Raw genomic sequence first — 17,711 nt, 5'->3', positions numbered from 1 at the left:
ACGGCCCGAGTTAAGACATCGTGCGTCGGATGCGCCCAGAAGAGCGGTCAGTACCGGCGCGTGTAGGTGAAGTGGACTTCCTCGTCGGTCTTGGTGTCGGTGACGGCGAAGGTCACGTCGGAGCGATCCTGAAAATCGTATCGGGCGGCGAGCCCGTAGGCCGAAGTCGTGCTGCTGCGCGTGACCTCGCCGAACCCCGAAAGCGTCAGGTCGCGCCAGGCATTGTAATTCACGTCAAAGGCCACGGCATCGGGGCGCTGGTTGGCGTCGGGGTGCAGGAAGGCGGCGCCGATGTCGAAACGCCCCTGCTGCCAGCGGGCGCCGAGCTTGGCGTTGATGCCGTCGAAATCGTCCTTGGGGTCCCAGACGCCCTCGACCGCGGCGGCGAGGGTGACGGCCTGCGCCTGCCATTCGGCGGAAGCGGAGGCGGAGCGGAAGTTGCCGTCGCTGGCATCGAGCAGCGAAGCGGCCCAGGTCGTGTCGCCTGTGGTGTCGCCATAGGAGACGCCGACCGGCACGGAGTTGAAGCGCAGCGCCTCGGTCGTGGCGCGGGCGCGGGTGTATTCTGCGCGGGTCTCGGCGATGGAAGCGGCGGTGAAGTCGAAGGGCGAGATCAGCACTTGGTCATAGGCGGGTTTGACCACGCCCAGGCGGAACCGGTCGTCATAGACGAAAGCGGCGTAGGTTTCGTGCGGGCGGTCGCCCTTGTAGTAGTACCCGAAGGTGCCGAACTCGAACGCGACGGGGCTGTCGCCGATGTCGAACAGCGTGAAGGTCAGCATCGCGTCGATCCGAGACATGAAGGCGTTGTCCTGGATGCTGTTGGCGCCCACCGAGATGTCGCCGGAAAAGTCCACCCAGTCGGCGGCGGCGGCGGGGCGCAGACCGGCGGCGCAGAGCGCAACCGCGGCAAGACGGGGAATGGGACGGGTCAGTGTGTGTTTCATGGCGATAGCAACGTGGCACGGGTTGGAAAGTTGCACGAGCAATTATCGGCGGCGTCGATGTGATTTTTCGGCAACAGGGGAGTGCCGGTAACACTCTGCTTTAACGGGAAAAACCCGGTTCAGCGCAGGGAGCGGCCCTTGAGGATGGCGTCGGCACCGAAGCGGGCGCGGATCTCGTCGGTGGCGCGTTCGGCGCGGCCGCGCTGGCGGGCTCGCGGGTCCAGAAGGTCGCCCGAGGCCTCGGCGGCGGTCTCGGGCACGAGGTCCGACAGGCCCACGCCCAGCAGGCGGTAGGGCTTGGTATGGTCGACCTGGTCAAAGAGCGCGCGGGCGGTGCGATAGAGCGTGTCGGCCAGCTGCGCGGGGTCGCGCAGCGAGATGCGGCGTGTCAGGAGCGAGTGGTCGGACCGCTTGAGTTTCAGCGTGACGACGCGGCCCGCCAGATGCTTGGCCTTGGCGCGGTCGGCGACCTTTTCGGCCATGCGCCAGAGGTGGCCGTCGAGAATGTCGGCGCTGGCGGTGTCTTCGCGAAAGGTGGTCTCGTTCGAGATCGACTTCATCGGGGAATGGGCCGAGACGCGGCGATGGTCCTGTCCGCGGGCAAGGTGCCAGAGCCGCTCGCCCATGGAGCCGAAGCGCGCCACCAGATCGGTTTTCTCCCAGCGCAGGAGGTCGGCGAAGGTGCGGATGCCGGCGGCATCCAGCGAGGTGCGCGCGGCCTGTCCCACGCCCCAGATCAGGCTGACGGGTTGATCGCGCAGGAAATCCGCCGTCTCGGCCTTGCCGATGATGGAAAAGCCGCGCGGCTTGTCGAGGTCCGACGCGATCTTGGCCAGGAACTTGTTGTGCGACAGGCCGATGGAGCCGGTCAGGCCCAGTTCGGTGCGCATGCGTTTGGTCAGGCGGGCCAGCATCACGGCGGGGGACGCGCCATGCAGGCGGGCCGTGCCGGTGAGATCGAGAAACGCCTCGTCCAGTGACAGGGGTTCGATATCGGGGGTGAGATCCTCCATCATGCGGCGGATCTGGCGCGAGACCTCGGCGTAGAGTTCCATCCGGGGCTTGATGATGACGGCCTCGGGGCAGAGTTTCAGCGCCTGAAACATGGGCATGGCCGAGCGGACGCCGCGAATGCGGGCGACGTAGCACGCGGTGGAGACGACACCGCGCCGGCCGCCGCCGATGATCACGGGCTTGTGCGCCAGATCGGGATTGTCGCGTTTCTCGACCGAGGCGTAGAACGCGTCGCAATCCATGTGCGCGATGCTGAGGTCGTGAAGTTCGGGATGCGCCAGCACGCGCGGGCTGCGGCAGGCGGGGCAGCGCGCGCCGGTGTCGAATTCTGTCAGGCAGTCGCGGCAGAGGGCGGGCATGTGAGGGGCTGCGTTCGGGGTTGCGATGCAGGTATTGTAAGGGCGCGACGCGTGAGGGAAAAGACGGTATGAGTGAAGAGAGGTTCGAGGGCACGAAGCTGGCGTTGTTTCTGGGCAAGCGGCTGGCGGTGATCCAACGGGATCATGCGGTGGATATTCCCTGGCCCGGGTTCCTGGACCTTCCGGGTGGCGGGCGTGAGGGGAGCGAGAGCGCCGAAGCCTGCGTGCTGCGCGAAACACGCGAGGAGTTGGGGCTGGTGCTGGACCCCGGCGTGTTGGGCTGGCGGCGATTTTATGCGGGGCCGACGCGGATGTGGTTCTTTGCGGCGCATTGCCCGGCGGCGCTGGCCGACGACGTGGTTTTTGGCGACGAGGGGCTGGGCTGGTGCCTGATGCCGCCCGAGGAGTACGTGGCGCACGACAAGGCCGTGCCGCATTTCGCCGAGCGAGTGGCGGCGTACATGAATAGGTAGGGAGCGGCTTGGGGCGCGCGATGGTGGGGTTCACCCACCCTGCGTCAGGCGATGTCGTTCAGGATGGCTTGCGTGGCGGCGCGCGGGTCGTCGGCGGCCCAGATGGGGCGGCCGACGACGATGTGATCGGCGCCGTCCGACAGGGCCTGTGCCGGGGTGGCGACACGTTTCTGGTCGCCTAGTGCGGCGCCCGAGGGGCGCACGCCGGGGGTGACGATCAGCTTGCCCGCGGCCTCGGGCAGGGCGCGGATCATCGCGGCCTCCTGCGGCGAGGCGATGACGCCGTCGGCCCCGGCCTCGAGCGCGCGTGCGGCGCGGGTGGCGACGATGTCTGGGATCTCGCCGGGGGCGATAAGCGACGCGTCGAGATCGGCGCGGTCGAGCGAGGTCAGCACGGTGACGGCGAGGATCTTCATCGGCTTGCCCGCCGCGCCCTCGCGGGCGGCGCGGACCACGTGGGGGTCGCCATGCACGGTGAGGAAGTCGAGGTCGAACTGCGCCAGCCCGCGCACGGCGTTTTCCACCGTGGCGCCGATATCGAAGAGCTTCATGTCGAGGAAGATACGCTTGCCGTGATCCTGCTTGAGCTCATTGGCGAGGGCAAGGCCGCCGCCCGTCAGCATCCCGAGCCCGATCTTGTAGAACGACACCGAGTCGCCCAGCCGCTCGGCCAAATTCAGGCCGTCGAGCGCGTTGGGCAGATCAACAGCGACGATCAGGCGGTCATCTGCGGGCAAAGGGCTGTCTGTCATCGGCGCGGCCTTTCGGATCGGGTCGCGCCCTTGTTGCGGGCCGTGGGATCGGCGTCAAGCCTGTTCGGCGGAGATGGGCCATGCCGTGTCGGCGACAACGACCGTCTGCGGTGCGTTGCGGAATTCGGGCATGTGCCGCACCTGGCGGAGGGCATCCTCCACCAGCGCGCGGGTCACAATTGAACTTTCGGTCAGACTGGTGAGCCTGCTTGCCAGCATGGCTGAAGCGCGCATCGTGAACGATGCCGTGTCGCTGTGCAGCAAGACCGTGGCGACATGCGCACCCGAATGCGGTGAAACCGACACGTTCTCCAGGGAAATTCGCTCGATTTTCATGACACACCCTTACTTTGCACCTGCAGAAAGTGTGTCTCAATTGTCCGCCATTTGCGAGGGGAAAATGGTTAACGTGCGTCCCCTCGCGGCTTTTTGCCTATTTATCAGGCGGCGGCGGCGCCTTGCGCGGGCTCGGGAAGCGTGGAACGCAGGTCATGCGCCTTTTGGGTATGACGCAGGCTGGCTTTCTGCGTGAGGCCGCGGGCAACGAGCGCGTATTCCGCGTTGAGCGGGGCCTTGAGGTGAACCGGGTAGCGAAAAATGTGACCGGACTCGTGGATACGAACGGCCGCCTCGAACGCTTCAAGCTCGGGATTGTAGCGGATTGCGTCGAATTCAAGTTTCTCGATCTGCATGGGTCTGCTCCTGTTTTACGAGTCAACCAGACGACTTAGCCTGTGGATAAGTGTGTGGATAACGTTGGGTCGGCCGAAAAAGTTGCAAGGTTCACAAAAAAATTGAGCGGGTTTCCGCACATGTGGTGGCTTGGCTTTAAGATTAATCAACATCTGGTTGCGGTTTTCGCGGTGCGAACAATTTGCAGGTCCTCTTGAAGCTCACGGTCGTGTTAACCATTTAAAGGTCTGAGGTTCCCGAAGCCGCATGCCTAATGCTGGGTGCGCCACCGGGATAACGCTTGCAAAAAGGAGAGACGGGATGGACTTGTCGAAGTTCACCGAGCGGTCGCGTGGTTTCATTCAAGCCGCGCAAACGATCGCGATCCGGGAAAGCCACCAGAAACTGGCGCCCGAACATATACTGAAAGCACTGATGGACGACCCCGAGGGTATGGCCAGCAACCTGATCAAGCGAGCGGGCGGTGAGCCGGCGCGCGTGGTGCAGGCTTTGGACCTTTCCCTGGGCAAGATCCCGAAGGTCAGTGGCGATGCGGGCCAGACCTATATGGATGGTCAGACCGTGAAGTTGCTGGACGAGGCCGGGAAGCTGGCCAAGAAGGCCGGCGACAGTTTCGTGCCGGTGGAGCGCCTGCTGACCGCGCTGGCGATGGTGAAAAGCCCCGCCAAGGACGCGCTGGAGCAGGGCGGGTTGAGTGCGCAGGCCCTGAACGAGGCGATCAACGATATTCGCAAGGGGCGGACGGCGGATTCGGCCAGTGCCGAGGACAGCTATGAAGCGCTGGAGAAATACGCCACGGACCTGACGCAGCGGGCCGAGGACGGCAAGATCGACCCGATCATTGGCCGCGACGACGAGATCCGCCGCGCCATGCAGGTCCTGAGCCGCCGGACCAAGAATAACCCGGTCCTGATCGGTGAGCCGGGCGTCGGTAAGACTGCGATTGCCGAAGGGCTGGCCCTGCGGATCGTCAATGGCGACGTGCCCGAAAGCCTGCAGAACAAGAAGCTTCTGGCGCTGGACATGGGTGCGCTGATCGCCGGGGCGAAATATCGCGGCGAGTTCGAGGAGCGGCTGAAGGCCGTGCTGAACGAGGTCACGGATGCGGCTGGCGAGATCATCCTGTTCATCGACGAGATGCACACGCTGGTCGGCGCGGGCAAGGCGGATGGCGCGATGGACGCGGCCAACCTGATCAAGCCGGCGCTGGCGCGGGGTGAATTGCACTGTGTCGGGGCCACGACGCTGGACGAGTACCGCAAGCACGTGGAAAAGGACGCGGCGCTTGCACGCCGGTTCCAGCCGCTGATGGTGGCCGAGCCCACGGTCGAGGACACGATCAGCATTCTGCGCGGCATCAAGGAGAAGTACGAGTTGCACCATGGCGTGCGGATCTCGGACTCTGCCCTCGTGTCGGCGGCGACGCTGAGCCATCGGTATATCACCGACCGCTTCCTGCCGGACAAGGCGATCGACCTTGTGGACGAGGCCGCAAGCCGGTTGCGCATGGAAGTGGACAGCAAGCCCGAGGAACTGGACGCGCTGGACCGCGAGATCCTGCAAAAGCAGATCGAGGCGGAGGCCCTGAAGAAAGAGGACGACGCCGCCAGCAAAGACCGGCTGGAGAAGCTGGAAAAAGAGCTGGCCGACATGCAGGAGAAATCCAGCCAGATGACCGCGAAATGGCAGGCCGAGCGCGACAAGCTGGCCGGCGCCCGCGACATCAAGGAACAGCTGGACCGCGCGCGGATCGAGCTGGACCATGCCAAGCGCGAAGGCAACCTCGCGAAGGCCGGGGAACTGAGCTATGGCGTCATCCCTCAGCTGGAAAAGCAGCTGGCCGAGGCCGAGAAGGCCGAGGAAGATGGCGATGTCATGGTCGAGGAAGCCGTGCGGCCCGAGCAGATCGCCCAGGTGGTCGAACGCTGGACGGGCATTCCGACCGCGAAGATGCTGGAAGGCGAGCGCGAGAAGCTGCTCGGGATGGAGGGCAACCTGCACCGTCGGGTGATCGGCCAGGATGCCGCCGTGAAGGCGGTGGCCAATGCCGTGCGCCGGGCGCGCGCCGGGCTTAACGACGAGAACCGTCCGTTGGGCAGCTTCCTGTTCCTGGGGCCGACCGGCGTGGGCAAGACCGAGCTCACGAAGGCCGTGGCGGAGTTCCTGTTCGACGATGACAGCGCGATGGTGCGGATCGACATGAGCGAGTTCATGGAGAAGCACAGTGTCGCCCGTCTGATCGGCGCGCCTCCGGGCTATGTCGGGTATGACGAGGGTGGCGTGCTGACCGAAGCCGTGCGGCGGCGGCCCTACCAGGTTGTCTTGTTCGACGAGGTTGAGAAGGCACATCCGGAAGTCTTCAACGTGCTGTTGCAGGTTTTGGACGACGGTGTGCTGACCGACGGGCAGGGCCGGACGGTGGATTTCAAGCAGACGCTGATTATCCTGACGTCGAACCTCGGGTCCCAGGCGCTGAGCCAGTTGCCGGAAGGCGCGGATGCGGCGGCGGCCAAGCGCGACGTGATGGACGCGGTGCGGTCGCATTTCCGGCCCGAGTTCCTGAACCGGCTGGACGAGATCGTGGTCTTCGACCGTCTGAACCGCGACCAGATGGACGGCATCGTGGATATCCAGATGGCGCGTCTGCTGAAGCGGCTGGCCAGCCGGAAGATCACGCTGGAGTTGGACGATGACGCGCGCAAGTGGCTGGCCGACGAGGGGTATGACCCTGTCTATGGCGCACGGCCGCTGAAGCGGGTGATCCAGAAGGCGTTGCAGGATCCGCTGGCCGAGGGGCTCTTGGCCGGGGATATCCTGGACGGCTCGACCGTTCCGGTGAGTGCCGGGGCCGATGGGCTGATCATCGGCGAGCGCGTCGGGTCGACCAACCGCGAGCGACCGGACGATGCCGTGGTGCATTGAGCCTTGATGGCTGACAGATATGGCCCCCGCCGAAGAAATTCGGCGGGGGTTTTTCGTATTTGGGGGGCGTGGGGTGTCGGCTATCGAAGGTGGGTTGGAAACCCACCCTACGAGGTCCCGGATCAGGTCCGGGACGGGCTGGAAGCGTGTCCTTGGTCGGTCTGGCCCCCAAACACAGGTTTAATTGGGGGCCAGCCCCCAAACCCCCGAAATATTTATGGCCAGAGGAGGGCGGGGCGGTGTGTTGCGCAAATGGCTGTCGCGTCGACAATTTGACACGAGTGTTGCGCGGATTCGCGAGGCGGGCGTATAGTGGCGCCAAAAGCGGAACGGCGCGGATTTACCGCGCGGCAACCACACCGGATATAAGATCGGGCCATGGCCGAGCAGGACAGTTCAGCAGACGACACGCCAGCGGTGCCCCGCTGGTTCGACGAGCTTCGCCCCGGGGGCGAAGGCGAAGGATTCATGGAGCGGCATCTGCGGCATTCGCTGATGTACGTGCGCCGGCCGGTGAACCGTTTGCTGGTGACCTTCGACAACCTTTCCAACGTTAACGACACCTCGGTGGAGCGCGAGCCCTGGGCGTTCAAGTTTGCGCAGGACGTGAACATATCGCACCTGGGCGTGATGGCGCATGTGGCGGATTGGTACCGCGACGGTGACCTGATCGCCCGGTTCGAGAAGCTGCGCGACGAAGGGTTTTTCGAGGGCTACGACCGGGTGATCTTTGCCGGCGTGTCGATGGGGGGCTTTGCCGCCATCGCCTTTGGCTCTCTGGTGCCGGGGGCGCATGTGGTTTCCGTCAATCCGCAAAGCACGCTGGATATCGGGCTGGTCCCGTGGGAAACGCGCTATGAAGGCGGGCGGCGGCAGGACTGGACGCTGCCTTTGTCGGATGCAGCGGCGCTGACCGCGGGCCTGGGCCGGGTGAATATATTCTATGACCCTTATCACGCGCTGGACAAGCAGCATGTGGGGCGGTTCTCGGGCGAGAACATCGAGATATTTCATTGCCGGCATTCCGATCACAAGACGGCCGTTTTCATGCGCAAGATCGGTGCGCTGAAGCCTGTGATGCAGGCGGCGATCTTTGGAGATCTGGATCAGGCCGAGTTCTACAGGCTTTATCGCGCGCGGCGTGACCTGCGCTGGTACAAGAACGCCGTCACCACCTATTTCAACGACAAGGGCCGTGAAGAGACGGCAAATGCCTTCGGCCTGGCGTTCCGCAAGCGGTTGCGGCGCAAGCAGCGCGAGGAAGAGCGCGCGGCGCAACAGAAGGCCGATGGGGCCGATCAGTTCGACCTGGAAGACGATGACGGGTTCGACGAGGCGGACATGGACGGTCCGGAGGACGTGACCGAGGATGCGCCGGCGCCGAAGAAGCAGGCCGCCGCGCCGTCGGCGGTTAAGCCTGTGCAAGGCGACAAACAACCGGCCAAGGCCAAGAAACCCGATCCCGACCGCCCCTCGCGCCCGATGGGCGAGCGGGGCAACGAACGCTGCCTGATCGTGACCACGATGAAGAACGAAGGGCCGTTCATGCTGGAATGGGTGGCCTTCAACAAGGCCATCGGGTTTACCGATTTCCTGATTTACACCAACGATTGCGACGACGGCACGGACCGCATCGCCATGCGGCTGGAGGAGATGGGTGTCGCGGTGCATGTGGACAACCGTTTCAAGAAAGGCGCGAGCCCGCAGCGGGTGGCGCTACGCCGGGCATTTTCGCACGACCTTTACCGCCAGGCGGACTGGGCGATTTGCGCCGATTGCGACGAGTTCCTGAATATCCGCGCGGGCGACGGACGCCTGCCCGACCTGTTCGAGGCGGTGGGCGAGGCGGATGCGATTTCGCTGTGCTGGAAGCTGTTCGGGTGCGGCGACCAGGTGGCCTATGAGGACCGTTTCATTCACAAACATTTCACGTGGGGCGCACCGGAGGATTTCCGCGAGAAATACCGCGGGCTGGGGCTGAAGACATTGTTTCGGCCGTCCGACGCGATCAAGAAGTTCGGCGTGCACCGGCCCAAGTTCGAGGGCCGGCCCGAGGGGTTCATCTGGACCGACGCTGGCGGGCAGCCGATGCCGGAGAAATATTTCGACACGGGCTGGTCGGCCTGGGGCGGGTTCCGCCACGACCATGCACGGCTGCATCACTATGCCGTGCGCTCGGTCGACAGTTTCCTGGTCAAGCGCGACCGGGGCCGCACCAACCATATCGACCGTGACCAGGGCGTGGCCTATTGGGCGGACATGAACCTGAACATGGCCCGGGATGCGAGCCTTGTGCCGATGGCCGAGGCCACCCGGGTGGAGTTCGAAAGGCTGATGGAGGACAAGGAGATCCGTCGTTTGCATGCCGAGGCGTGTGCGTGGCACCGGGCCAAGATCTCCGCGCTGAAGGCGAACGAGGAATGGTCGGCGCTGCATGACCTGTTGCAGATGATCAACCGCCCTGGCGAGGCGCCGGTAAATCGCGACCAGCTGTTGCAGGACCTAGCCGCCGAATGAGCAAGCGCCCGCAGATCGTGTTGCACGGCGGGTTCCACAAGACCGCCACCAGCCACATCCAGTCGATGCTGGCGCGGAATTCAAAGATGCTCGAGCGCGAGGGCGTGCATTACGTGCACCACCGCGACACCCGCAAGCAGCTGACCGTGCCGGTGCAGTGCAACGTCTATAACAAGATCGGCATGGACTGGGACCCGAAGATTTCCGACGAGGAGCTGGCCGGGATGAGCCGGGCCTTCCTGAAGGAGATTTCCAAGGGCAACCCGAAACGGATCATCCTGTCGGACGAGAACATGGCCGGCCATTGCGGCCATTGCGTGAAGCGGGGCGTGCTCTATCGCTGGCGGCGCAAGCTGCTGGAGGTGTTCGCCGAGCAGTTTCCCGAGGGCGTGAGCGAGGTGCATCTGGGCCTGCGCAATTACGCAGACTTTTTCGCGTCTGCTTACGTGGAATACCTGCGGTCGGTCACCGGGCAGTGGTTCGTGGACGAGCGCACGATGCGCCGGCAGGTGATGGAGAACATGCCGAACTGGCACAACATACTGAAATCCGTGGTGACTCTGTTTCCGGGCGCCAAGGTGACGGTCTGGCGCTACGAGGATTTTCGCAGGATGGACCGGCAGGTTCTGGGGGGGCTGTGCGGGCCGGGGATCGACACCGGCGCGATGAAGGAACCGAAAGACCGCAACAAGCGGCCCACGGCCAGCGGGCGCGCGGTGGCGGAACTGTTGCAGTTGATTCACAAGGACGGGGCGGACAAGGCGCTGGAGCAGCGGGTCGCGTTGCAGGAGAAATTTCCGCGCGGGCCGGAATACGGCACCTATGACCCCTGGACGCCGAACGAGCGCGCGCACCTGACCCGGATGTACGATCAGGACATCGCCGACATCCGCGCCAATCCCGACATCACGCTGCTGGAGCTGGACCATGTGGCGAGCCATTAGAATACAAGGCGCGCAAGACGCCGAAGGACGAGGTCGCGGATGAAACGGGATGTCGAGATCGGGATGCTCTGGGTCGAGGGGCCTTTGAGCTATGTCGAGGTGCTGTGCGCGCAGTCCTTCCTGGATGCGGGTCACCATGTGAAGCTGTACCATTACAAGGACGTTCAGAACGTGCCCGAGGGCGTGGAACTGATCCACGGTGACAGCGTGCTGAAGATCGACCGGTTCATCCAGCATGGACGCACGGGCAGCTTCGCGCTTTTCTCCGACGTGTTCCGGTATCACCTGCTGCAACAGAACGACCGGATGATCTGGGCCGACCTGGATGCCTATTGTGCGAAGCCGTTCGAAACCGAGACGGGCCATTTCTTTGGCTGGGAATCGGACACGCATATCAATGGCGGCGTGCTGGGCCTGCCGCCGGACAGTGAGGCGCTGGGCCAATTGCTGGAGATGAGCGAAGACGAGTATGGCATCCCGGAATGGTATTCGGACCGCGAGAAGGCGAAGTTCCAAGAAAAGAAGGACGCGGGCGATCCGGTGCATGTCAGCGACATGAAATGGGGCGTCTGGGGGCCTCAGGCGGTGACCCACTACCTGCACAAGACGGGTGAGGCGAAATACGCCCTGCCGATCGAGGGGCTGTACCCGGTGGGCTTTCGCGACCGCCGTCTTCTGGGGCGGACGCGGGCCCGTGAAAAGGTCGGGGCGATGCTGACCGAGAACACCTATTCGGTGCATTTCTATGGTCGGCGCATCCGCGAGTTCCTGTCGGATATCGGCGGGATGCCGGAGCCGGACAGCTGGATGGATGACCGGCTTAAAAAGCACAGGATCGATTGTGATGCCGCACCCGTGCTGTCACGCGAGGAAAAGGCGGCGATGAAAGAGGCCGAGGCGATGGGCAACGTGACCACCGCGCCGCGCCTGCCCACCGGCAAGGGTGGCGAAAACCTGACCGATCTTGCCGATCGCTATGGGTCGGACAAGGGGTCTAAGAAGCATCGGTATACCGAGCTTTACCACATGCTTTTCCATCCGTACCGGCAACGCAAGATCACCTTCCTGGAGATGGGCCTGCTGATCGGCGGGCCAGAGCATGGCCACGCCGCGGACCGCGAGACGACGGACTGCCCGTCAATCCGCATGTGGCTGGACTATTTTCCCAAGGCCGAGATCCATGGGCTGGACGTGTCGGATTTCTCGTGGGTCGAGCACGAGCGGTTCACCTTTCACCGTTGCGACATGGACGAGCGCGACAATATTGCGGCGGCGATCGAGGAGATCGAGACAGCGCCCACCATCGTGATCGACGACGCGAGCCATGCCAGCCATCACCAGCAGAACGCGTTCCTGGAGATCTTCCCGCGGCTGGACTCGGGCGGGCTTTATATCATCGAGGATCTGCGCTGGCAGCCTGACACCTACGAGCAGGAGGGCATCACCAAGACCGCCGCCCTGTTCCGGGACTGGGTGGAGACGCGCACGTTCACCCATAGCGACCCGAAAGTGGCCGCGGAGTTCAACAAGCTGGCCGAGGATATCTCGGGCGTACATCTGGCGCCGGCACGGATGGTGCCCGGCAAGCGGTTGCAGGTCGCTGTGATCCACAAGAAGTAGACCAACCCCGGAGGTCCATAACCATAATAATGCCCCCGGACCCAACGAGCAGAGCAAGCCGCGCAACGATGTGGCGGAGAGCGAGGCAGAATGAAACGCACGATTTGCGCCGCGCAAGCGGTGTGTGAGGCCAACGGTTGGGACTTTGACGAGACCTTTCCGTTTCAGTTCAGGTTGTCGAAGTCGCGTACAGGCCCGTCTGAGAATTGGATGCATTTCCGCCTGGGCGATTGGAATCTGCATCATTGTCCAAGGCTTCCGCGACACGAGCTTGTCTTTGGCAGTGGTCGGACCGTGGGCGTAGTTCTTGGCGTCGCAGTCGACCAGGAGGGCGCTTGCCTGAATGGGCGCGTTGTTCTGGAAGGCAAGGGAACAATCGACGCGCTTGAAACCTATATCGAAGGGTTGGCCGGTCGGTTCATCGCCGTGGTGGCGGCATTCGGTACGAAACGGGTCTATTTCGACCCATCCGGAGGGCTGAGCGCAGTCTACTCGAACAAGGACAAGGCTGTTGCGTCCAGCGTTCATCTGGCGGTGAACCGGGACATCGAACCGCTGACGACTGTTTCAGCCAAGGACGTGCAGGCCCGAAAGGCGCAGTTTGCCCTGGGGGAGACGTGCGACATCCACTGCAGGCGCATCTATGCCAATCACTATCTGGATCTTGCCGATTTCGAGCTGAAACGGCACTGGCTTGGCGCGGAGGATGATTTTGAAACCGCAGGTGAGGACCGGAACGGCCTGGCCGAAAGGATAACCGGGCGACTTGGGCAGGTGATGGCTGCACTGGCGGGCGGGTACTCGACGACGCTGCCAATATCGGGTGGAACGGATTCGCGGCTGTTGCTTGCCGCGGCAACGCCTGTTCTCGATCGCATCGAACGGTTCTTCATGCATGACATAAGGTGGATCACTCAGTTCGATCGGCAGGTCGCGGTCGCACTGGCGCAAGAAGTCGGCGTAAAGCTTGAAGTCGTTGACCGTGACGATCCCGAGTTTGAACGGTGCCTGACCGACGATCAGGTGGCGACCTTGCGAGATGTCATGGCTCTGAGGACAAGTCTTGCGTTCAACGGTATCAACAAGGCCACGGTGCGTGCCGTGGAAATGGCCCCGGCGACAGAGCTTGTTCTGCGCGGAAACGGCGCCGAGATGACGCGGGCGAACAAGTGGACGAGAGAGACAGCCGTGACCGGGTGTTCCATCGACGACGGTCTTGCAGCATTGCTCAATATGCGGGCCAAAGACTTGTCGGATCGTCTTGCACCGGATCGGCTTGAAAGCTTGCGGGAGCGTTATGGCGCGTGGTGCGACGGTTTGCCGGAACCCGCCCGGGCAAGATTGCCGGACATGGCGCATTCCGAAGTCTTCATGCCGTCTGCGCCGAACAACGTCTATTATGCGTTTGCACCAAGTTTTTACGTCAACCCGTTCAACGACCGCCGGATGTTCTTCGACACTGCCGCCTTTCATCCCCGTGCGCGTCGTCGCCGCAGATTGGTCGGCAAGATGATAGAGTTGTCCAAGCCGTGTCTGAACCAGATACCGTACAAGGACGATGCGTTGCAGCAGTTTCGACAGTCGGCCTGAGGCAGGGTGAGAAAATTGGCGCCGCTGTGCGGGCGGAACAAAGCTACGCCAAAGAGGAAGTGAGCCGGGTCGTAACCGGCTCGCCCCAGAAACATTACTCGGGCATGATCACGCCGTCGATCACGTGGATGACGCCGTTCGACGCCTCGATATCGGCGGTCACGACATTCGCGTCGTTGACGGTCACGCCGCCTTCGGTGCCGATGGTCACCTCGGAGCCCTGCACGGTTTCGGCGGTCATGCCGTCGCTCAGGTCGCCGGACATGACCTTGCCGGGCACGACATGGTAGGTGAGGATGCTGGTCAGCTGATCCTTGTTTTCCGGCATCAACAGCGTGTCTACGGTGCCTTCGGGCAAGGCCGCGAAGGCTTCGTCGGTGGGGGCAAAGACGGTGAAGGGGCCGTCGCCTTTCAGCGTTTCGACCAGACCGGCCGCCTCGGCCGCGGCGAGCAGGGTGGAAAAGTCGCCGGCTTCGGTGGCGGTGTCGACGATGTCCTTGCCGCTTTCGGCAAAGGCGGTTGTGGCACCACCAAGGATCGTGGCGGCGGTCAGGGCAAGATAAGTTCTGCGAAGCATTGTTCGTCTCCCTTGTAAGGTGTCTTTGGTACGAGTGTTAAACGACGCTCGTGTTGCGCATCGTGTCCCTGCTACGCGGGTCGAGTCTGTTCGGTTCAGCGGGGATTTCCGCCGGTGCCATTTGACGAAAAAGATCCGCCGCCTAAGCCGGGGCGTTTTGCGAATTCCACTGAAAACTTCGTGAAACGGCGTGAGGACCAGGGGCGCGCCAGGGCGGCTTTAACGCTTGAGGCAGGCAAGGTCTGTGGCATAAGGGAGCCACGCAGTTTCCGAAGGGGCGGTGATGGACCTGGTTTTCGAGATCCTCGGCTTTCTGGCGCTGGCCCTGGTGTTGGCGATCGGCGTGGTCATCGCGCTGGCGCTGCTCTTTTTCGTCATCGACAAGACCCAGACCGGCGACGCGATCCGCCGCAATTACCCGGTGATCGGGCGGTTTCGCGGGCTGTTCACCACGCTGGGCGAGTTTTTCCGCCAGTACTTCTTTGCCATGGACCGCGAAGAGATGCCGTTCAACCGCGCACAGCGCGACTGGGTCGGGCACGCCTCGAAAGGCAAGGGCAACACCATCGCCTTCGGCTCGACCCGCAACCTGAACGTGGCGGGCACGCCGATCTTCGTGCCGGCGGCGTTTCCGCCACTGGATGACCAGTTCGCGGCGACCGAACCGTTGCAGATCGGGCCCTATTGCCGGACGCCTTACATGGCACGGTCGATCTTCAACGTCTCTGGCATGAGTTACGGCGCGATTTCGCGCCCCGCGGTCGAGGCGCTGAGCCGGGGCGCCGCCGAGGCGGGGATCTGGCTGAACACCGGGGAGGGGGGATTGAGCCCCTATCACCTGACCGGCGGGTGCGACGTGGTCTACCAGATCGGGACGGCGAAATACGGGGTGCGCACCGCCGATGGCGGCCTGGACGATGACAAGCTGCGAAAGATGGCCGCGTACGAGCAGGTTCGCATGTTCGAGCTGAAGCTGGCGCAGGGGGCGAAACCGGGCAAGGGGGGTATCCTGCCCGGCGAAAAGGTCGGGCCGGAGATTGCAGAGATCCGGGGAATCGCGGTGGGTCAGGACAGCATCTCGCCCAACCGGCACCGGGAGGTGAACAATTACGGCGAACTGCTGGATTTCATCGGCCATATCCGCGAGGTCACGGGCAAGCCCGTGGGGTTCAAGACCGTGGTGGGGTCGAGCGAGGCGTGGGACGAGATGTTCGAACTGATCGTCGAGCGCGGCGCGGAATGCGCGCCGGATTTCATCACCATCGACGGCGGCGAGGGCGGCACGGGGGCCGCGCCGATGCCGCTGATGGACCTGGTGGGGATGCCCATCCGCGAGGCGCTGACCCGGATGGTGGACCTGCGCGACCGGCACGGGTTGAAGAGCCGCATCCGGATCATCGCGGCAGGCAAGCTGGTCAATCCCGGCGACGTGGCCTGGGCGATTTGCGCGGGGGCCGATTTCGTGACCTCGGCACGGGGGTTCATGTTCTCGCTCGGCTGCATCCAGGCGCTGAAGTGCAACCGCAACACCTGTCCCACCGGGATCACCACCCATGACAAGCACCTGCAAAAGGGGCTGGTGGTCGAGGACAAGTACCTCAAGGTCGCCAATTACGCGCGGCAGGTCATCAAGGAAGTCGAGACCATCGCGCATTCCGTGGGCGTGGCCGAACCGCGGCTGATGCGGCGGCGACATGTGCGGATCGTGCAGGCGGACGGCACCTCGATCCCGCTGACCAAGATCCGGCCCAGCGTGGACGCGGCGCAGTATCCCTAGAGTGGGAGGTCCCGGATCAGGTCCGGGACGGGCGCGCCATAGCCCCGCGCGGAATGAAGGGCCGCCAGGCCCGCCGCGCGATCGCCCGCTGACCGAAAGGCGATTGCACGCAATCGCCGAAAGGGGGCCGCCCGAACGGGCTGGCGATTGGTCGACGTAGGAGCCTCGATTGCGGGTTTTGCGGAAATTGCAGGAATTAAGTGCGCAGAACCGCGGTCGGGTCGCCATCCCGCGGTCTGGCGATCGCGCGGCTTGGTGCCTCGCGCGCGCACGCGCGCGAAGTAGATGTCGCCGCCATTGTTACCGCGCTCCAACGTCTTCGTGAGACGGCTTGTTTTGCCGGGCCAATGCGCTTTCCTTATGTCACGACTGACAGACATGCCCGCGAGAACAGGAGAGCCCGCATGGCCCATCGTTGGAAGAACACGCTGCGCGACAAGGATGTGACCGACGAGGCCGCGTTCCTCAATCGGCGGCAGTTGATGGCCGGGGCCGCGGCGGGCATGGGGCTGGCCGGTGTCGGCGCGGCCCAGGCACGGGCGCAGGAGTTAGAGCCGACCTCCTACGAGGACGTCACCACCTACAACAACTACTACGAGTTCGGCACCGGCAAGGGCGACCCGGTGGACCATGCCCATATGCTGACGACCCAGCCCTGGACCGTGAAGATCGACGGGCTGGTGGACCGGCCCGGCGATTATGCCTTCGAGGATATCATGGCCAGGATGACGGTGGAGGAGCGGATCTATCGCTTCCGCTGTGTCGAGGCCTGGTCGATGGTGGTGCCGTGGAACGGGTTCGAGCTGGCCGATCTGCTGGACATGGCGGGCGTGCAGTCGAATGCCAAGTATGTCGCCTTCGAGACGGCGCTGCGCCCGGACGAGATGCCGGGGGTGAAATACCCCGTGCTGGACTGGCCCTATGTCGAGGGGCTGCGGCTGGACGAGGCGACGCATCCGCTGACCCTGATGGCGACTGGGATTTACGGGAAAGAGGTCCCGAACCAGAACGGCGCGCCGCTGCGGCTGGTGGTGCCGTGGAAGTATGGCTTCAAGTCGATCAAGTCGATCGTGCGGATCACTCTGACCGAGGCCGAGCCGCCGACCAGCTGGAACAAGGCCAACGCGCGGGAATACGGATTCTACAGCAATGTGAACCCCGAGGTGGACCACCCGCGCTGGAGCCAGGCGAGCGAGCGGGTCATCGGCTCGGGGCTGTTTGCCCGCCGGCAGGACACGTTGATGTTCAATGGTTACGCCGACGAGGTGGCCAGCCTGTATGAAGGGATGGACCTGACCAAGTTCTTCTGATGGCGATGGTCGAGCATATCAATCAAGGGCTGCGCCGGGTGCCGGCGTGGCCGATCTACGTGGCGAGCCTTGGCTATGCGGCGTGGATGCTGTGGCTGGGGATTCAGAACCGGCTGGGCGCGGACCCCGTGAAAGTGCTGGAGCACGAAATGGGGGAGATGGCGCTGTACCTGCTGGTGGCGGGGCTGGTGGTGACGCCGCTGCGCAAGCTGGCCG

15 protein-coding genes (1 of these 15 running past the window's edge) are annotated in these 17,711 nt (G+C 63.8%); 9 read left to right on the top strand and 6 right to left on the bottom strand.

What is annotated here, in order from left to right; genetic code table 11:
- Window positions 1-47: 47 nt before the first annotated feature.
- Both C2I35_RS14960 and C2I35_RS14955 read right to left on the bottom strand, forming a co-directional pair.
- Window positions 48-947: a hypothetical protein gene (locus tag C2I35_RS14960; protein WP_103763852.1), complete on the bottom strand. Its 900-nt coding sequence runs from the start codon at window positions 945-947 to the stop codon at window positions 48-50.
- Window positions 948-1,066: 119 nt separating this feature from the next.
- On the bottom strand, window positions 1,067-2,320 hold the full coding sequence (locus C2I35_RS14955; RefSeq protein WP_103763851.1) for a DNA polymerase IV: 1,254 nt from the start codon (window positions 2,318-2,320) through the stop codon (window positions 1,067-1,069).
- Between the two features lie 68 nt (window positions 2,321-2,388).
- Between C2I35_RS14955 and C2I35_RS14950 the strand changes: the two genes are divergently transcribed.
- Complete coding sequence (locus C2I35_RS14950; RefSeq protein ID WP_103763850.1) at window positions 2,389-2,793, top strand: NUDIX hydrolase; 405 nt, start codon at window positions 2,389-2,391, stop codon at window positions 2,791-2,793.
- A 44-nt stretch (window positions 2,794-2,837) separates the two neighbouring features.
- Here C2I35_RS14950 and pyrF read toward each other — a convergent pair whose 3' ends face one another.
- The 3 genes from pyrF to C2I35_RS14935 all read right to left on the bottom strand — a co-directional run bounded on the left by pyrF (window position 2,838) and on the right by C2I35_RS14935 (window position 4,237).
- Window positions 2,838-3,545, bottom strand: coding sequence for an orotidine-5'-phosphate decarboxylase (gene pyrF, locus C2I35_RS14945; RefSeq protein WP_103763849.1), 708 nt, complete (start codon window positions 3,543-3,545; stop codon window positions 2,838-2,840).
- Window positions 3,546-3,599: 54 nt separating this feature from the next.
- A complete protein-coding gene (locus C2I35_RS14940; RefSeq protein ID WP_103763848.1) occupies window positions 3,600-3,881 on the bottom strand; it encodes a hypothetical protein in 282 nt (93 codons plus the stop codon).
- A gap of 104 nt (window positions 3,882-3,985) precedes the next feature.
- A complete protein-coding gene (locus tag C2I35_RS14935; RefSeq protein WP_103763847.1) occupies window positions 3,986-4,237 on the bottom strand; it encodes a hypothetical protein in 252 nt (83 codons plus the stop codon).
- 301 nt (window positions 4,238-4,538) lie between these two features.
- Between C2I35_RS14935 and clpB the strand changes: the two genes are divergently transcribed.
- The 5 genes from clpB to C2I35_RS14905 all read left to right on the top strand — a co-directional run bounded on the left by clpB (window position 4,539) and on the right by C2I35_RS14905 (window position 13,831).
- Window positions 4,539-7,160 (top strand): ATP-dependent chaperone ClpB, encoded by a 2,622-nt coding sequence (gene clpB, locus C2I35_RS14930; protein WP_103763846.1) that lies wholly within the window; start codon window positions 4,539-4,541, stop codon window positions 7,158-7,160.
- Between the two features lie 378 nt (window positions 7,161-7,538).
- Window positions 7,539-9,677 carry a glycosyltransferase family 2 protein gene (locus C2I35_RS14925; protein WP_103763845.1) on the top strand — a complete coding sequence of 713 codons (2,139 nt, stop codon included), beginning with the start codon at window positions 7,539-7,541 and terminating at the stop codon, window positions 9,675-9,677.
- Window positions 9,674-10,621 carry a hypothetical protein gene (locus tag C2I35_RS14920; protein ID WP_103763844.1) on the top strand — a complete coding sequence of 316 codons (948 nt, stop codon included), beginning with the start codon at window positions 9,674-9,676 and terminating at the stop codon, window positions 10,619-10,621. The genes C2I35_RS14925 and C2I35_RS14920 overlap by 4 nt, the downstream gene beginning before the upstream one ends.
- Window positions 10,622-10,660: 39 nt before the next feature.
- Window positions 10,661-12,241 carry a hypothetical protein gene (locus tag C2I35_RS22485; RefSeq protein WP_245890501.1) on the top strand — a complete coding sequence of 527 codons (1,581 nt, stop codon included), beginning with the start codon at window positions 10,661-10,663 and terminating at the stop codon, window positions 12,239-12,241.
- A gap of 90 nt (window positions 12,242-12,331) precedes the next feature.
- A complete protein-coding gene (locus C2I35_RS14905) occupies window positions 12,332-13,831 on the top strand; it encodes a hypothetical protein (protein ID WP_146050045.1) in 1,500 nt (499 codons plus the stop codon).
- Between the two features lie 94 nt (window positions 13,832-13,925).
- Here the strand turns inward: C2I35_RS14905 and C2I35_RS14900 are convergent, their stop codons facing one another.
- Window positions 13,926-14,408 (bottom strand): fasciclin domain-containing protein, encoded by a 483-nt coding sequence (locus C2I35_RS14900; protein WP_103763842.1) that lies wholly within the window; start codon window positions 14,406-14,408, stop codon window positions 13,926-13,928.
- A 283-nt stretch (window positions 14,409-14,691) separates the two neighbouring features.
- Between C2I35_RS14900 and C2I35_RS14895 the strand changes: the two genes are divergently transcribed.
- From C2I35_RS14895 to msrQ, 3 genes are all read left to right on the top strand, one after another.
- Window positions 14,692-16,185, top strand: coding sequence for an FMN-binding glutamate synthase family protein (locus C2I35_RS14895; protein WP_103763841.1), 1,494 nt, complete (start codon window positions 14,692-14,694; stop codon window positions 16,183-16,185).
- Window positions 16,186-16,589: 404 nt separating this feature from the next.
- Window positions 16,590-17,495 (top strand): protein-methionine-sulfoxide reductase catalytic subunit MsrP, encoded by a 906-nt coding sequence (gene msrP / locus C2I35_RS14890; RefSeq protein ID WP_103763840.1) that lies wholly within the window; start codon window positions 16,590-16,592, stop codon window positions 17,493-17,495.
- Window positions 17,495-17,711: the beginning of a protein-methionine-sulfoxide reductase heme-binding subunit MsrQ gene (gene msrQ / locus C2I35_RS14885; RefSeq protein WP_103763839.1), read on the top strand. It continues 410 nt past the right edge of the window; only the first 217 of its 627 coding nucleotides appear in the window; it begins with the start codon at window positions 17,495-17,497; its stop codon lies beyond the right edge, outside the window. The genes msrP and msrQ overlap by 1 nt, the downstream gene beginning before the upstream one ends.

Source organism: Roseovarius confluentis, assembly GCF_002917925.1.
In the GTDB taxonomy this organism is placed as follows: Bacteria; Pseudomonadota; Alphaproteobacteria; order Rhodobacterales; family Rhodobacteraceae; genus Roseovarius; species Roseovarius confluentis.
The sequence above is the reverse complement of the archived record's forward strand: the minus strand, read 5'-3'. Positions and strand labels throughout refer to the sequence as shown.

Coding starts and splice junctions, on each gene's coding strand:
- C2I35_RS14960 (WP_103763852.1), bottom strand. CDS start 947: ATGAAACACACACTGACCCGTCCCATTCCCCGTCTTGCCGCGGTTGCG.
- C2I35_RS14955 (WP_103763851.1), bottom strand. CDS start 2,320: ATGCCCGCCCTCTGCCGCGACTGCCTGACAGAATTCGACACCGGCGCG.
- C2I35_RS14950 (WP_103763850.1), top strand. CDS start 2,389: ATGAGTGAAGAGAGGTTCGAGGGCACGAAGCTGGCGTTGTTTCTGGGC.
- pyrF (WP_103763849.1), bottom strand. CDS start 3,545: ATGACAGACAGCCCTTTGCCCGCAGATGACCGCCTGATCGTCGCTGTT.
- C2I35_RS14940 (WP_103763848.1), bottom strand. CDS start 3,881: ATGAAAATCGAGCGAATTTCCCTGGAGAACGTGTCGGTTTCACCGCAT.
- C2I35_RS14935 (WP_103763847.1), bottom strand. CDS start 4,237: ATGCAGATCGAGAAACTTGAATTCGACGCAATCCGCTACAATCCCGAG.
- clpB (WP_103763846.1), top strand. CDS start 4,539: ATGGACTTGTCGAAGTTCACCGAGCGGTCGCGTGGTTTCATTCAAGCC.
- C2I35_RS14925 (WP_103763845.1), top strand. CDS start 7,539: ATGGCCGAGCAGGACAGTTCAGCAGACGACACGCCAGCGGTGCCCCGC.
- C2I35_RS14920 (WP_103763844.1), top strand. CDS start 9,674: ATGAGCAAGCGCCCGCAGATCGTGTTGCACGGCGGGTTCCACAAGACC.
- C2I35_RS22485 (WP_245890501.1), top strand. CDS start 10,661: ATGAAACGGGATGTCGAGATCGGGATGCTCTGGGTCGAGGGGCCTTTG.
- C2I35_RS14905 (WP_146050045.1), top strand. CDS start 12,332: ATGAAACGCACGATTTGCGCCGCGCAAGCGGTGTGTGAGGCCAACGGT.
- C2I35_RS14900 (WP_103763842.1), bottom strand. CDS start 14,408: ATGCTTCGCAGAACTTATCTTGCCCTGACCGCCGCCACGATCCTTGGT.
- C2I35_RS14895 (WP_103763841.1), top strand. CDS start 14,692: ATGGACCTGGTTTTCGAGATCCTCGGCTTTCTGGCGCTGGCCCTGGTG.
- msrP (WP_103763840.1), top strand. CDS start 16,590: ATGGCCCATCGTTGGAAGAACACGCTGCGCGACAAGGATGTGACCGAC.